At 72.7% G+C, this 14,564-nt stretch carries 13 protein-coding genes and 1 riboswitch; of the genes, 9 read left to right on the top strand and 4 right to left on the bottom strand.

Going from position 1 to position 14,564, the window contains the following annotated elements:
* Positions 1-24 precede the first annotated feature (24 nt).
* Entirely contained in the window at positions 25-450 is a 426-nt protein-coding gene (locus tag ABT324_RS20635) for a DUF5997 family protein (RefSeq protein WP_351179800.1), read from the top strand.
* A 40-nt stretch (positions 451-490) separates the two neighbouring features.
* On the opposite strand, the gene ABT324_RS20630 is transcribed toward ABT324_RS20635, so the two are convergent.
* Positions 491-811, bottom strand: coding sequence for a nucleotide pyrophosphohydrolase (locus tag ABT324_RS20630; RefSeq protein ID WP_351179797.1), 321 nt, complete (start codon positions 809-811; stop codon positions 491-493).
* A 146-nt stretch (positions 812-957) separates the two neighbouring features.
* Positions 958-1,614 carry a transcriptional repressor LexA gene (gene lexA, locus ABT324_RS20625; RefSeq protein WP_351179795.1) on the bottom strand — a complete coding sequence of 219 codons (657 nt, stop codon included), beginning with the start codon at positions 1,612-1,614 and terminating at the stop codon, positions 958-960.
* Positions 1,615-1,720: 106 nt separating this feature from the next.
* Positions 1,721-1,892: riboswitch (cobalamin riboswitch) on the top strand.
* Between the two features lie 263 nt (positions 1,893-2,155).
* Here lexA and ABT324_RS20620 point away from each other — a divergent pair.
* The 8 genes from ABT324_RS20620 to ABT324_RS20585 all read left to right on the top strand — a co-directional run bounded on the left by ABT324_RS20620 (position 2,156) and on the right by ABT324_RS20585 (position 12,577).
* Positions 2,156-3,667, top strand: coding sequence for an ABC transporter substrate-binding protein (locus tag ABT324_RS20620; protein WP_351179791.1), 1,512 nt, complete (start codon positions 2,156-2,158; stop codon positions 3,665-3,667).
* Positions 3,667-4,614: an ABC transporter permease gene (locus ABT324_RS20615; protein ID WP_351179788.1), complete on the top strand. Its 948-nt coding sequence runs from the start codon at positions 3,667-3,669 to the stop codon at positions 4,612-4,614. Before ABT324_RS20620 ends, ABT324_RS20615 begins: the two co-directional genes overlap by 1 nt.
* Complete coding sequence (locus ABT324_RS20610) at positions 4,611-5,384, top strand: ABC transporter permease subunit (protein ID WP_351179785.1); 774 nt, start codon at positions 4,611-4,613, stop codon at positions 5,382-5,384. Before ABT324_RS20615 ends, ABT324_RS20610 begins: the two co-directional genes overlap by 4 nt.
* Before the next feature lie 71 nt (positions 5,385-5,455).
* Positions 5,456-6,916 carry an ABC transporter ATP-binding protein gene (locus tag ABT324_RS20605; protein WP_351179782.1) on the top strand — a complete coding sequence of 487 codons (1,461 nt, stop codon included), beginning with the start codon at positions 5,456-5,458 and terminating at the stop codon, positions 6,914-6,916.
* Between the two features lie 65 nt (positions 6,917-6,981).
* Positions 6,982-8,109 carry a magnesium and cobalt transport protein CorA gene (locus ABT324_RS20600; RefSeq protein WP_351179779.1) on the top strand — a complete coding sequence of 376 codons (1,128 nt, stop codon included), beginning with the start codon at positions 6,982-6,984 and terminating at the stop codon, positions 8,107-8,109.
* Positions 8,110-8,902: 793 nt separating this feature from the next.
* Positions 8,903-11,251, top strand: coding sequence for a xanthine dehydrogenase family protein molybdopterin-binding subunit (locus tag ABT324_RS20595; protein ID WP_351179776.1), 2,349 nt, complete (start codon positions 8,903-8,905; stop codon positions 11,249-11,251).
* On the top strand, positions 11,248-12,096 hold the full coding sequence (locus tag ABT324_RS20590; protein WP_351179773.1) for an FAD binding domain-containing protein: 849 nt from the start codon (positions 11,248-11,250) through the stop codon (positions 12,094-12,096). The genes ABT324_RS20595 and ABT324_RS20590 overlap by 4 nt, the downstream gene beginning before the upstream one ends.
* Positions 12,089-12,577, top strand: coding sequence for a (2Fe-2S)-binding protein (locus ABT324_RS20585; RefSeq protein ID WP_351179770.1), 489 nt, complete (start codon positions 12,089-12,091; stop codon positions 12,575-12,577). Before ABT324_RS20590 ends, ABT324_RS20585 begins: the two co-directional genes overlap by 8 nt.
* On the opposite strand, the gene ABT324_RS20580 is transcribed toward ABT324_RS20585, so the two are convergent.
* On the bottom strand, positions 12,570-13,727 hold the full coding sequence (locus tag ABT324_RS20580) for an NAD(P)/FAD-dependent oxidoreductase (protein WP_351179767.1): 1,158 nt from the start codon (positions 13,725-13,727) through the stop codon (positions 12,570-12,572). The genes ABT324_RS20585 and ABT324_RS20580 overlap by 8 nt on opposite strands.
* 54 nt (positions 13,728-13,781) lie before the next feature.
* Positions 13,782-14,435: a TetR/AcrR family transcriptional regulator gene (locus ABT324_RS20575; RefSeq protein WP_351179764.1), complete on the bottom strand. Its 654-nt coding sequence runs from the start codon at positions 14,433-14,435 to the stop codon at positions 13,782-13,784.
* Positions 14,436-14,564 lie beyond the last annotated feature (129 nt).

Genomic DNA, 14,564 nt, shown 5'->3' with positions numbered 1-14,564 from the left:
GGTGCGGTCGATACCCTGGAGGGCATGAAGGCGCGCCAGACCTCCCAGACGATGAAGCCCGCGACCGCGGCGAAGAAGCTCGACGTGTACCTCGGAGCCACCCCCGCTGAGTTCCAGGAGGGCGTCGTCTCGCGCGAAGAGCTGAACGCCCTGCAGACCGATCCGCCGGAGTGGCTGCGCGAGCTGCGCCGCAACGGCCCGCACCCGCGCCAGGTGGTGGCCGCGCGACTGCGCATCTCCATCGGCGGCCTGACCCGGGCGGGCATCACCGAGCCGCTGACCACCGACCAGATCAACGCCCTGCGCGAGGAGAACCCGGAGTGGCTCCAGCAGGAGCGCGCCACCCAGCAGGAGGTCAAGCGGGAAGCCGCCCGGATCAGGGACAAGGCCGAGGCGAAGCGCGAAGCCGCGCGGACCGCGGCCGGTCAGCACCGCCAGCGGCGCGCCTGACCCCCGGGCGGGCTGCGGTGTCCACATCGGACACCGCAGGTCAGGCCCCCGGCGGGAACCGCGTCTCGTTCCGGTCGATCTTGGCGTTGGCGGCGTCGAGGAGGTCGATGCCGCAGACGTCGGTCAGCCGGACCAGGTAGAGCAGCACGTCGGCCGCCTCGTCGGCCAGCCGGTCCTTGAGCCCGCCGTCCGCCAGGCCCGCCGCGGCCCCGGCGTCGTCGACCCACTGCAGCTCCGCGACCAGCTCACCGGCCTCCCCGCTGAGCGCCATCGCCAGGTTCTTCGGCGTGTGGTACTGCTCCCAGTCCCGCGCCGCCGCGAACTCCCGCAACCTGTTCCGGAGCCCCTCAACGCTGTCCATGCCGACACCGTAGCCCGCCCCGAGCCCGCCATCACCGACGCGAACAGGGGTCGTGAGCGCGAAACAGGGCTGGAACACCGTTACGCACTCACGACCGTCGTGAGCGCGAAACGGTGCTGGAACACTGTTACGCGCTCACGACCGGGTCAGACGCTGCGGAGGACCGAGACGACGACGCCCAGGACGACCGCGTTGTCGCCGTCGATGACCTCGTAGGCCGGGTTGCGGGGTTCGAGCAGGACGTGGCCGTTGCGGCGGCGGTAGACCTTCACCGTCGCCTCGTCGTCGATCATCGCCGCCACGATCTGCCCGGAGTGCGCCTCCTGCTGCTGGCGGACCACCACGATGTCGCCGTCGCAGATCGCTGCGTCGACCATCGAATCGCCGCGCACCCGCAGGCCGAACACGGTGCCCCGGCCGGTGAGCTCGCGGGGCAGGCTCATCACGTCGTCGAGGTGCTCGTCCGCGGTGATCGGGGCGCCCGCCGCGATGTCGCCGACCACGGGCACCGGCACCGAGGTCTCGTCGTCGCGCGCCGCCGACGGCTGGAGGAACGCCCGCACGTCCATCGGTCGGGACACCGTCGCGCTGCGGCGCAGGAAACCCTTGTCCTCCAAGGCGTTCAGATGCTTCGACACCGAGGACGAGGAGCGCAGGCCGACCGCCTCGCCGATCTGGCGGGTGCTCGGCGAGTACCCGTAGCGGTTCACCCAGTCCCGGATCGCGGCCAGGATGCGCTGCTGGCGCAGCGGCAGGTCCGAGGCGTCCAGGTGCTCGAAGGCGTCGAAGTCGTAGGCGGCCACCCCCGAATGGTAGAGGTCAGCGCCGCCGCCCGGAGCACTGCCCCGACCCCGGACGTGATCTCGCCCCACCGCCCTTGACACCCACCCCGTCCGGTGCCAACGTCGCCGCTGGAGTTCATGCGACGGTGCGCAGGAAGCCGGTGCGAATCCGGCACGGTCCCGCCACTGTGAGTGGGGAGCTGCCGCCACGCGAGCCACTGCCGCGACCGCGGTGGGAAGGCAGGCGGCCAGCGTCGATCCACGAGTCAGGAGACTGGCGCCGTCGTGCCGATTCGCACGGGGTCGCGGAGCCCCGGAGGAGGTGCGCCAACCATGCGGCTGCACGCTGCTGGAGCTTGTCCCACGAACTCATCCCGCGCGGCAGCACGCCAGCGGAGCAAGCGGCGAGGTCGGGTTGTCCGCCGCACCGAAGGCAAGTCCTGACCTCAACCGTCGCGCGCTGACCGGTTCCCCCACCCCTCGCGCACGGGGACGTGCGGCGCGCTCCATCCACCGTGTCCTGAGCGAGCAGCACCGCGCGCCGGGACCGGAAGGGAACTCGATGACCACCGTCAACCGGCGGGCACTGCTCAAGGGGGCGCTGGGATCGCTCGCCGTCGCCTCGATCCCGGCCTGCGGCGGCGCGTCCGCACCAGAAGGACGGCTGCGCGCGGCGTTCCCGACAGGCGGCGCGAAGGAATCGCTCGACCCGCACCTCAGCTCGCTGTTCGTAGACCAGGCCCGGGCCAAAGCGCTGTTCGACACGCTGGTCGGCTACGCCCACGACATGAGCGTCGTGCCGCGGCTGGCCGAGTCGTGGGAGCCCGACACGACCGGCACCCGGTGGTCCATCCGGTTGCGCGAGGCCCGCTTCCACGACAACCGCCCGGTCACCGCCGAGGACGTGCTCCACAGCTACCGCCGCATCGCCGACCCCGCCACGGCCTCGCCCGCCCGCAAGCAGTTCCTCGGCGTCGACTTCGCGGCCAGCCGGGCGCGGTCGGCCACTGAGCTGGAACTCGTGCTGCACGCCCCGAACTTCGAGTTCCCGTCGGCGTGGGGCGCCCCGGCGACCGAGATCGTCCCGGCCGGGACCCGCGACTTCACTGCCCCGGTCGGCTCGGGCCCGTTCCGGTTCGCCACGTTCCAGCCCGGCCGACCTGCCGTGTTCCGCCGCTTCGACGGGTACTGGGGCGGTGCTCCGGCGATCGCCGAGCTGGAGTTCGTGCCCATCAACGACGAGAGCGCCCGCGTCGCGGCACTGCTGTCCGGCCAGGTGCACTACATCCACGACATCAGCGCGAACTCCGCGCAACTGGTGCAGCGCGACGGGCGGGCCCAGCTGCTCGCCGCGCCGCACGGGACCATGCAGGCGGTGGCGCTCAAGGTCGACCGCGCACCGTTCGACGATCCGCGCCTGGTGCAGGCCGTCCTGTCCGGTGTGGACCGGGAAGCGCTCGTCTCGGTGGCGCTGAGCGGGCACGGCCAGGTCGGCAACGATTTGTTCGGCAAGGGGCTCAGGCACTACCCGCCGGACCTGCCGCAGCGCGGCCGCGACGTCGACCGCGCCCGGTCGCTGGTGCGGGAGGCCGGGTTGGCCGGGTTCGAACTGCTCACCAGCTCGGTGGACCCGTGCTTCGAGTCCGCCGCGACGCTGATCGCCCAGCAGTTGGCCGAGGTCGGGCTGCGCGTCACCCCGCGGATCGGCCCGGCGGAGACCTACTTCAGCGACATCCGCACCAACGGCGTCGCCGCCCTCACCCGGACCGCGCCGCTGCCGCTGACCACGTTCCTGGCGGAGCGGCTGCGCAGCGGTGCGGGCACCAGCAACTACACCGGATACCGGTCACCGGAGTTCGACGGGCTGTTCCATCGGGCGTTGAGCACAGTGGACGGAGCCGAGCGGTCCCGCCTGCTCGGCGACGCCCAGCGCCTGGCGCGGGAGGAGAGCGGGTTGCTCGTGTGGGGCTTCAGCGACTGGAACGTGGCGGTGTCCGACGCGGTGTCCGGGATCCGGGCGGCCCCGCCCAACTCGCTGGACTGGGCGCGCTTCGAACGGGCCACGCTGAGCTGATGGCAGCGCTGGTGCTGCGGCGGCTGGTGGTCGCCGCGCTGCAGCTCCTCGCGGTGGCGGTCACCGTCTTCGCGCTCACCTCCCTGCTGCCGGGCGACACGGCGGTGGTCGTGCTCGGCGAGCACGCGACCGACGAGCAGATCGCGGTGCTGCGCGAGCAGTTGCAGCTGGACCGGCCGGTGTGGGAGCGGTTCCTGGACTGGCTGGGTGGCGCGGTGCGCGGCGACCTGGGGACCTCGCTGCTGACCGGCGCCCCGGTCGCCGACGAGATCGCCCGCGGGTTCGCCACCACCGCGGTGCTGGCGCTGCTCGCGCTCGCGGTGGTGGTCCCGCTGGCGGTGGCGGTCGGCGTCTCCACCGGGGTGCGCCGGGGTTCCCGCCTGGACCGGGCGCTCACCAGCGCGGTCGTGGTGCTCAACTCGGTGCCCGAGTTCGCCCTCGCGCTGCTGCTCGTCGCCCTGTTCTCGGTGCAGCTCGGCTGGCTGCCCGCCACTGCGGCCGGTGCTTCCGGGTGGGCGCTGCTCGGGCAGCCCGCGGTGCTCGTCCTGCCGGTCGGGGTGCTGGTGTGCAAACAGCTCTGCGCCCTGGCGCGCCAGGTCCGTACCGGGGTGGCCGAAGCCGATGGCGCCGAGTACGCGTTGCACGTCCGCTTGCACGGCCTGCCCGAGCGCACCGTGCTGTTCCGGCACGTGCTGCCCAACGGGCTGGCTCCGGCCGTGCAGCAGCTGGCCCGGGCGGTCGACGGGCTGCTGGGCGGTGTGGTGGTCGTGGAGGCCGTCTTCGCCCTGCCCGGCATGGGCTCCGGTTTCGTCAACGCGGTGCTGGTCCGCGACCTGCCCGCGGTGCAGGGCTACGCGCTGGTGTTCGCCGCCACCACGATCGCGTTGAACCTGGCCGCCGACCTCGCCTCCCGCCGCCTGGTCCCACAACGCGAGGTGATCGGGTGAAGCGCCCTTCGGCGATCGTCGGCTCGGTGCTGCTCGGTGTCCCCGCGCTGATCGCGTTGGCCGGGCCGCTGCTGGCCGGTTCGGTGCAGTCCGTGTCCGCGCCGCTGCGAGGGCCGAGCGCGAACTTCCCGCTGGGCACCGATGTCCTGGGCCGCGACGTCTCGGCGCTCGCGCTCAGCGGCGGTGCCTCGATCGTGGCGCTGACCGGTGCCTCGCTGCTGGTGTCCTACCTGGTGGGTGTGCCGTTGGGGCTGCTCGTCGCGAACCGCTGGACGGGCCGGGTCCTGGACTTCCTGCTCGCGTTGCCCGGGCTCCTGGTGCTGATGGTGCTGGCCGCCGCCGGGTGGCGCGGCGCGGTGGCGCTGGCGCTGGCGACCGCCCTGCTCCAGCTGCCCGCCGTGGTGCGGATCGTCCGCAGCGCCGCGCTGGCCCCTGGCTGCCGCGCGGCGGTCGAGGCGATGACCATGCAGGGCGAGCCGTGGTGGCGGATCCACCTCGGCTACGTCGGGCGGTGCGTGCTGGGCCCGGTGCTCGTCGACGCCGGCTCGCGGTTGAGCCTGGTGCTCTCCCTGCTGGCGTCGGCGAACTTCCTGGGGCTCGGGCTCGCCCCGTCGGCCAGCGACTGGGCGGTGCTGGTCGAGCGCAACAAGGAGGCCCTGTTCCTGCAACCGCTCGCGGTCCTGGTCCCGGCCGGACTGCTGGTCTCGCTGTGCACGGGCCTCAACCTGCTGCTGGACCACGCGCTCGCGCGCAGGGGCGGGGGCCAATGACCGAACCTGTCCTCAGCGCACGGAGTCTGTGTGCCTCCGCCGGGACGCGCACCCTGCTGGCCGATTGCGACTTGGACCTGCGGCCGGGCGAGATCACCGCCGTCATCGGCGAGTCCGGCAGCGGTAAGACGACGTTGGGCCTGGCGCTGCAAGGCGAAAGCCGCCGCGGCGTGGTGCTGGGCGGTACCGCCGCGCTGCGCGGCACCAACCTGATCGGAGCTCAGCGCAGGGCCGCACGTGCTGGCGTCATCGGCTACCTGCCGCAGCACCCCGCCGCCGCGCTCAACCCGCTCCGCAAGGTCGGCCGCGTCCTGGCCGAGCTGGCGCACGACGCGGACGCGATCCCCGAAGCCTTGAAGGCCGCGAGGTTCGACGCCCAGCTGCTCGACCGCTACCCGCACCAGCTCTCCGGCGGGCAGCAGCAACGGGCGGTGCTGGCGCAGGCGGTGGTCAACCGCCCCGCCGTGCTCATCCTCGACGAACCAGCGACCGGGCTCGACGCCATCACCAAGTCCGAAGCCGTCGCGGCGCTGACCGAGATGGCCGGTCGGGGCACCGCGATCCTGCTGCTCACCCACGACCTGGGCCTGGCACGCCGGACTGCCGACACCTCCGTGGTGCTGCACGCGGGCCGGATCGTCGAGCGCGGCCAGCACGTGCTGACCGCTCCCACCCACGAGCACACCCGAGCCCTGCTCGCCGCCGAACCCCGCCCACCCGCCGCTGAAGCTCCCCGACCGGCGGAGGGCGGGCTGCGGGCGAGCGGGCTCACCAAGGTCGCGAAGAACGGCGACCGCCTGCTGGACGGGATCGACCTCGTGGTCCCGCCCGGCCGGTGCCTGGCGGTCGTCGGGCGATCCGGCTCGGGCAAGACGACGCTCGCCCGCTGCCTCGCCGGGCTGACCCGGCCGAGCTTCGGTCAGGTGCTGCTCGACGGCGTGGCCCTGGCCGCCAACATCCGGCACCGCGACCGGCGGCGGACGCAGGTGCAGTACATCCACCAGGACGCCAGGGCGTCCTTCGACGAGTTCCGCCCGGTCCTCGCCCAGATCGCCCGGACCGCCCGGTTGACGCGCGGTGCCTCCGCCGCGCAGGCCCGCGCCGAGGCCGAACAGGTGCTCGCGTCGGTCGGCCTCGACCAGGCACAGGCAGACCGCCGCCCGGACACCCTCTCCGGCGGTCAGCTGCAACGCGCGGCGGTGGCCCGCGCACTGCTCGCCAAGCCCGCAGTGATCATCTGCGACGAGATCACCACCGGTCAGGACCCGATCAACCGCGCCGAGCTGCTCGGCCTGCTCGGCGCGACGCTGCGCACCACTGCCGTCGGGGTGGTGCTGATCAGCCACGACCTGGGCGCGGTCGCCGCGGTCGCCGACGAGGTCCTCGTGCTCGACGCGGGCCGCTGCGTCGAGCGCTCCCCCACCGCGGCGCTGTTGGCCCACCCGCGGACAGCGGTGGCGCGCTCCCTGGTGGACGGTGCGGACTCGGCGCGTCCCGAGCCGGAACGGCAGACCCGGGGTTCGGCTGGGTAGGCTCCCCTCGATCGTGGACAGCGAGGTCTTCGGCCAACGCCTGCTCCGACATCCAGGAGGTTCCCGTGCCCGAATGGCGTCCCCGGTCGCGGCGCAAGCCCCGGCGAACCGAACCCGAAGCGCCCGAGCACTCGATGGACCCCCGTTCGGATGACGAGCGACCGCTGGCCGACCGGCCGCTGATCGACACCGCGATCTACCGCGACGGCATCCGGATCGCCACCCCCGCGAGCCTGGCCGAAACCTACCGGCGGCTGCGCGACGAGCCCGACACGATGGCGTGGATCGGGCTGTACCGACCGGCCGAGGAGGAGCTGCAGGCCGCGGCCGAGGAGTTCGACCTGCACAAGCTCGCCGTCGAGGACGCGATCGTCGCGCACCAGCGGCCGAAGATCGAGCGCTACGGCGACACGCTGTTCGTGGTGCTGCGCGCCGCGACCTACGTGGACGAGGCCGAGGAGGTCAGCTTCGGCGAGCTGCACCTGTTCATCGGCACCAACTTCGTGCTCACCGTCCGGCACGGCCAGTCCCCCGACATGTCGGCGGTCCGCCGGCGCATGGAGGAGGACCCCGACCTGCTGCGCCGCGGTCCCGAAGCGGTGCTGTACGCGGTCCTGGACAAAGTGGTGGACGGCTACGCCCCGGTGATCGCCGGGCTGCAGAACGACATCGACGAGATCGAGACAGAGGTCTTCGAAGCCGAACCGCACGTCTCCCGGCGCATCTACGAGCTGACCCGCGAGGTCATCGAGTTCCAGCGCGCCACCCAGCCACTGCTGGGCATCCTGCGCCAGCTCGAGGCAGGTTTCACCAAGTACGGCATCGACGAGGAGCTGCAGCGCTACCTGCGCGACGTGGCCGACCACGCCACCACGGTCGGCGAGCGGGCGGACGGCTTCCGCCAGCTCCTGGACAAGATTCTCACGGTGAACGCCACCCTGGTCACCCAGGCCCAGAACGCGGAGATGCAGAAGATGACCGAGGCCAGCCTCGTCCAGAACGAGGAGGTGAAGAAGATCTCGGCCTGGGCGGCGATCCTGTTCGCCCCCACCCTGATCGGCACGGTCTACGGCATGAACTTCGACCTGATGCCGGAGCTGCACTGGCCCTTCGGCTACCCCTTCGCGGTGGTCCTGATGCTCGCGGTCTGCCTCAGCCTCTACACGGTCTTCAAACGCCGCAACTGGCTCTGACCCCCGCCCCTCGAAACGCTCCACCACCGGCGCGATACCAATGGAGCTCACCCACCTGATCCCCATCGAGGTGATCTCACCAGCCCCGCACGAGCGAGTCGCCGAATGATCCACAGTTTCAACTGAAACTGTAACCCCAGGTGAGTGCCGAAACCGCTCCCACCGACACCCAGCGCCGATCGCGGAAGTTGATGACGGGTGCCTTCTCCGACTGGGCCAGTGAAGGGTCCTTATTCGGGTGCGTGCGAGTGGTGACGCGTCGGCAGAGGAGTGGGGGACGGTTACAGTTTCAACTGAAACTGTAACCACCGGTGTGTCGGGCACCCGACACACCGGTGATGCGTCGGGGCGCTTTCACTGAGATCACCCCATCGCAATCACCCCCACCTCACCCCGGGGTAACCCCGGCCACGCGGGCGGCCCGCAGTTTCAATTGAAACTGCGAACCCTGGGCAGGGCGGATCGCAGTTTCAATTGAAACTGCGGTCCTCGGGCGTGTCGGGACTGAGGTCTTCACGTCCTGCGGGGGTGGGACATTGATGGGTGCGGAGGCGACGGAGCCGTGGTGGCGTGTGGTCCGATGTCCGTGGGAGTCGCGACATCCCGGACGCGAGAACCTCTCCGATTCGGACCGGGTGCGGCTTCGGGTCGCGCAGGTTCCGAGGGCTGGGGGCTTGCACCGCGGTTCAGTGCTCGTTCGGTGGATTGCACGGGGGCCGGAAGTGCCGGACCCTTCCGGATGAGATCGCCGCTGTCCGCCGGGCGGTGGCCAGGAGTCCGGGGAGTGCAACCGATGCAGAGCACGCGCCCAACGCTGATCGGCGCACGCGTTCCCCGGATCGAGGACGACCGCCTCCTGACCGGCCGCGCCCGCTACATCGCCGACGTGGTGCGGCCCGGCATGCTCGAGGTCGCGTTCGTCCGCAGCGAGCTGCCGCACGCCGAGGTGCGCGCCGTCGACACCTCCGCCGCGCTGCGGTCGCCGGGCGTGCACGCCGCCGTCAGCGGCGCGGACCTGCCCATCGGCCCGCTCCCGGACTTGGTCGAGTGGGTGCGCCCGGTGCGGCAGGCCCTGCTGGCGCGCGACCGCGTCCGCTACGTCGGGTGCCCGCTGGCGGTGGTGGTCGCCGATGACCGCTACCTCGCCGAGGACGCCGCCGAACTCGTCGAGGTCGACCTCGACCCGCTGCCCACCGCCACCACCACCGACGCGGCGCTGGCCCCCGACGCACCGCTGCTCTACCCGGAGTGGGGCGACAACCTGCTGCTGTCGATGGCCCCGGAGAACCCGGCCGTGGACGCGGCGTTCGAGCGCTTCCGCACGATCAGCGGCACCTACACGACCCACCGCCACGCGGCCGCTCCGCTGGAAACCCGCGGGGTGGTGGCCGAGTACGACGGCGACCGGCTGACGGTGTGGATCTCCGCCCAGGCCGCGCACCTGGTGCGCTCGATGCTGGCCGGCGTGCTCGGCATGGCCGAGCGGGACGTCCGGGTCATCACGCCCGACGTCGGGGGCGGGTTCGGACAGAAGAACCAGCTGTACCCCGAGGACTACCTGGTGCCGTGGTTGGCGGTGCGGTTGCGCCGCCCGGTCCGCTGGGTCGAGGACCGCCACGAGCACCTGCTCACCGCCTGCCACGCCCGGGACATGCGCATCGAACTGTCCGCGGCGGTGCGCGACGACGGGACCATCGCGGCGCTGCGCGGGCGGATCCGCACCGACCTGGGGTCCGGGGAGGCGTTCCCGGGCGGGTTCGGCCCGAGCCTGGTGGCGGTCGGGTCGCTGTGCGGGCCGTACCGAATCCCGCACCAGTGCGTGGCGGTCGAGGGCGTGGTCACCAACAAGACCCCGCTCGGTGGCTACCGCGGCTACGGCATGCCGGAGGGCACCTTCGCGATCGAGCGGTTGGTGGACAAGATCGGCCGGGAGCTGGGCATCGACCCGCTCGACCTGCGCCGCCGGATGATCCTCGACCCGGACGACCTGCCGTACGAGACCGCCGCGGGCGCGCGGCTGGATTCCGGCAGCCACCGCGCGGCTTTCGAGCGGGCGGTGGAGCTCGGCGAGCAGATGCTCGCGGAGGAGCGGGAACGCGCCGAGCCGGGCGCGCACCTGGGCGTCGGGTACGCCACCTACATCGAGGGGGTGGCCGCCAGCGCCTTCTCCGTGACCGGCATCCGCAGCGGACAGGACGCGGCGGACCTGCGCTTCGACCCAGATGGTGGGGTCACGGTCGCGGTGGGCATCTCGGCGATGGGCCAGGGCGCGCACACCGCGGTGGCCACCCTGGTCGCCGAGTCGCTGGCCCTGCCGATCGACCAGGTGCGGGTCGTCATGGGCGACACCGACACCGCGCCGTTCGGCCTGGGCAGCTACGCCAGCCGCAGCGCGCTGGTGGCGGGTGGCGCCATCGCGCAGGCCGCGGAGGTGCTGCGGCGCAAGGGGACCGAGATCGCCGCGCACCTGCTGGAGGCGGCTCCGGAGGACCTGGAGCTGGCCGACGGCGGGTTCCAGGTGCGCGGCAGCCCCGGCAGCTCGGTGCCCTGGTCGCAGGTGGCGCGGGTGGCCCTGACCCGCACCTTCGAGCTGCCGCCGGGGCTCGCTCCGGGCCTGGACGCGCGGGCCAGCTACGAACCGCCCGGTGTCGACCACGGGCCGCGCCCGGACGGGAAGATGAACGCGGCGGCCAACTACACCAACTCCACGCACGCCGCGGTGGTCGAGGTCGACCCCGGCACCGGCGTGGTGCGGGTGCGGCGGTACGCGGCGGTGCACGACTGCGGCCGCGTCATCAACCCGCTGACCGTGGCCGGGCAGGTCCACGGCGGTGTCGCGCAGGGCATCGGCGGGGCGCTGCACGAGCAGCTGCCCTACGAGGACGGGCAACCGCTGGCCACCACCTTCGCCGACTACGTGCTGCCCACGGCCTGCGAGGTCCCCGACATCACCACCGAGGAGCTGTGCAGCCCGGCGCCCGAGATCCCGTTCGGCATCAAGGGGGCCGGGGAGGCGGGCATCATCGGGCCGCCAGCTGCGATCGCGAGCGCCGTCGAGCACGCGCTGGGCGTGACCGGCTTCGACTCCACCCCGCTGACCCCGTCGGTGGTGCGTCGGCTGATCGAGGAGGCCCGGTCGTGAAGCCACCGCCGTTCCACTACGCCCGCCCGGGGACCCTCGACGAGGCGGTCCGGCTGCTGGCCGCCGACGAGGACGCGAAGGCGCTGGCGGGTGGACAGAGCCTGCTGCCGATGATGAACTTCCGCCTGGCCCGCCCGAGCGTCCTGGTCGACATCGGCCGCCTGCCGGAGCTGTCCGGGCTGCGCCGCAAGGACGACGTCCTGGTCATCGGCGCGGGCGTGCGCCAGCGCACCGCCGAGACCGCCCAGCTGGTCCGGGAGTCCTGCCCGCTGCTCGGCTTGGCGCTGCGCCACGTCGGACACCACCAGATCCGCTCCCGGGGCACCATCGGCGGCTCCCTCGCCCACGCCGATCCGGCAGCCGAGCTGTGCGCGGCGGCCGTCGCGCTGGACGCCGAGGTGGTGGTGACCGGCACCAGCGGCCGCCGCTCCATCCCGGCGTCGGACCTGTTCGTCGCACCGTTCCAGACCGCGCTGTCCGCCGAGGAGGTCCTCACCGAGGTACGCGTGCCGGTTCGCGCTGCGCGCTGCGGGTTCGCCGAAATCGGCACGCGTGCAGGCGATTTCGCCCTCGCGGGCGTGGCCGCCGCGCTGGACGTCGCCGATGGTGCGGTGACCGAAGCGCGCCTGGTCGGGCTCGGCATCGGCGGCACGGTCCAGCGCCTCCCCGAAGCGGAAGCGGTGCTGCGCGGGCAGGCGCTCGACGACGCGCTGATCGCCTCCGCGGCCCAAGCCGCAGCCGACGCCACCGCCCCGCCCGACGACCCCCGCGCCGACCCGCACACCCGACGCGCCGCCCTGCGCTCAGCCGCGCACCGAGCCCTGAAGCAGGTGTCGAATGCCTGAAACACCGTCCGCGAGCAGGGAGATCACGTTGACCGTGAACGGCCGGGAGGTCCAGCGCGCGGTCCCCGTGCGCCGCCTGCTGGTGGACTTCCTCCGCGAGGACCTCGGCCTCACCGGCACCCACGCGGGCTGCGAGCACGGCGTCTGCGGGGCCTGCACGATCCTGGTCGACGGCGAACCGGCGCGCTCCTGCATCACCCTGGCGGTGCAGGCGGACGGAACCGAGGTGACCACGGTCGAGGGCCTCACCCCGCAGGAGGGCCTGAGCCCCCTCCAGCAGGCCTTCAAGGACTGCCACGGCCTCCAGTGCGGCTTCTGCAGCCCGGGCCTGCTCACGACACTCACCGCAGCCGAGCCCGAAGACCACCCGGACGACGAGTCGATCCGCGAGCTCCTGTCCGGCAACCTCTGCCGGTGCACGGGATACCAGCACATCGTCGAGGCGGTCAACCAGGCCTGGGGGCGGACGCAGGTCAGGTGATCTGCTGGCGGTGGAGGCGGGCTTGCTTGGCCATGTTCCAGCCGACGACCCCGACCGTTCGGCCTGCGCGGCTGTACTGGGTCACGAAGCGGCCTTCGGCCGGGGAGCCCTCCACCACCGCCACTTCGGCGTCTGGTGGGACGGTGCCGTGGACGTGGAGCTTGGCGTCGTACTGGTCGGTCCAGAAGTACGGGATCGGCGTGTACGGGAGCTCCTCGCCCAGGACGTTCGCCGCCACCGCGGCGGCTTGTTCCGTCGCGTTCGTCCGGTTCTCCAGGCGCAGCAACGACTTCGAGGGTTCGTGCCACCAGCGCGCGACGTCGCCCACCGCGTACACGCCCGGCGCCGCGCGGCAGTGCGCGTCGCAGACCACGCCGTTGTCGATCCTGAGGCCGCTGTCGGCGAGCCAGGCTGTCTGCGGGGCGGCACCGACCGCGACCACGACCACGTCGGCGGGCAGCACCTCGCCGCCGCTGAGGTGCACGCCGGTGACCCGGCCACCTTCGGAGGTGAAGCCGTCCACGCCGGTTCCCAGGCGGAGCACCACGCCGCGCTCCGCGTGCAGGTCGGCGAGGCGCTGCGCGACGAGCGGGCCGAGTTGGGCGGCCATCGGCAGCGGCTGCGGGCCGACCACCGTGACCGCCAGGCCCATCGTGCGGGCCGTGGCGGCGATCTCCGATCCCAGCACGCCCTCACCGACGACGACCAGCCGCGAAGCAGCGAGCAGGCTCTCGCGCAGGGCTGCGGAATCGTCGAGGGTGCGCAGGACGTGGACGCCGTCCAGCCCGTCCTGCCCGGGCAGCGTCCGGGGCTTCGCGCCGGTGGCGATGACGACGGCGTCCGCGGCCAGCTCCCGGCCGGAGGCGGTCCGCACCGCCCGCGTCGCGGGGTCCAGGCCCACCGCGGCGTCGGCGAGGACGAACTCGGCGTCCAGCGCCGCCAGGGCCGCCTCCTGCCTCAGGTTGGCGCGGTCGGGCTGCCACTCGCCGGAGAGCACCTTCTTCGACAGCGGCGGCCGGTCGTAGGGCAGGTGCCGCTCGGCGCCGAGCACGGTCACCGCACCGCGGTAGCCCTTCCGCCGAAGTGCTTCCACTGTGGACAGACCGGCGGCAGACGCGCCGACCACCAGGACTTCTCGCAGCTCGCTCAAGACACCTCGCTCAACTCGACGGACCCCCGTGCACCACCACGATGCCACGCCGGGTCAGCGGGCGGGACCGGTCACGGGCGCCATGTACAGGCCCACGATGCCGTCGATCAGGCCGTTCGCCGCGTCCTCCCACGTCCGCCGCGGGGTCGGCTCCCCCTCGGCCAGCGCGCGCTCCCGCTCCGCGATCATGTGCACCATCAGCTGGCGCACCATGTCCCGGCGCTCCAAGCGCACCTCCAGCGGCAGGTCCGGCAGGCAGCTGTGGAGCCCGTCGGTGGCCCGCAGCAGCGAGGGCGAGTTGAGCGACTCCGCCACCATGATCTGGCGGTAGGCCGGGTCGGTCATCACCTGGGCGCCGAAGCGGCCGAACCAGGTCGGGGCGCCGAGCGCAGCCAGGTACCGGGTGGACGGGCGGACCACGCAGGCCACCCAGTCGCGCACGTCCGCGGAGTCGCCGACCTCGGCGACCATCTCGGCGCGCAGCTGCTCGATCGGGCTGCTGTGCTTGCGCAGGATCGCGCGGATCAGGTCGACCTTCGACCCGAAGTGGTAGCCGACCGCGGTGTTGTTGCCCTGCCCGGCCGCCTCGCTGACCTGCCGGTTCGACACCGCGACCACGCCGTGCTCGGCGAAGAGCCGCTCCGCGGCCGAGAGGATCAGCTCCCGCGTCGCCGCCGCCCGCGTCGACCCCGTCGTTCGCGCCATCATGATCACCACCGCACTGGAACCTAGCGCGGCCCAGGGCCGCTCCGACTGGCGCGGCCGCGCGGCCGGTTCCGAGCTCGCGCAGCAGCACCTCCAGTGTGACCTGCAGATCGCCGCGTCCCGGCGGCCGCC

It is taken from the genome of Saccharopolyspora sp. NPDC000359 (assembly GCF_040300525.1).
Classification (GTDB): Bacteria; Actinomycetota; Actinomycetes; order Mycobacteriales; family Pseudonocardiaceae; genus Saccharopolyspora.
This window is presented reverse-complemented; position numbering and strand designations above follow the sequence as displayed.

Bases quoted from the DNA above. Each gene is read 5' to 3' on its own strand.
- ABT324_RS20635 (WP_351179800.1), top strand. From the start codon at position 25: ATGAAGGCGCGCCAGACCTCCCAGACGATGAAGCCCGCGACCGCGGCG.
- ABT324_RS20630 (WP_351179797.1), bottom strand. From the start codon at position 811: ATGGACAGCGTTGAGGGGCTCCGGAACAGGTTGCGGGAGTTCGCGGCG.
- ABT324_RS20620 (WP_351179791.1), top strand. From the start codon at position 2,156: ATGACCACCGTCAACCGGCGGGCACTGCTCAAGGGGGCGCTGGGATCG.
- ABT324_RS20615 (WP_351179788.1), top strand. From the start codon at position 3,667: ATGGCAGCGCTGGTGCTGCGGCGGCTGGTGGTCGCCGCGCTGCAGCTC.
- ABT324_RS20595 (WP_351179776.1), top strand. From the start codon at position 8,903: ATGCAGAGCACGCGCCCAACGCTGATCGGCGCACGCGTTCCCCGGATC.
- ABT324_RS20585 (WP_351179770.1), top strand. From the start codon at position 12,089: ATGCCTGAAACACCGTCCGCGAGCAGGGAGATCACGTTGACCGTGAAC.
- ABT324_RS20575 (WP_351179764.1), bottom strand. From the start codon at position 14,435: ATGATGGCGCGAACGACGGGGTCGACGCGGGCGGCGGCGACGCGGGAG.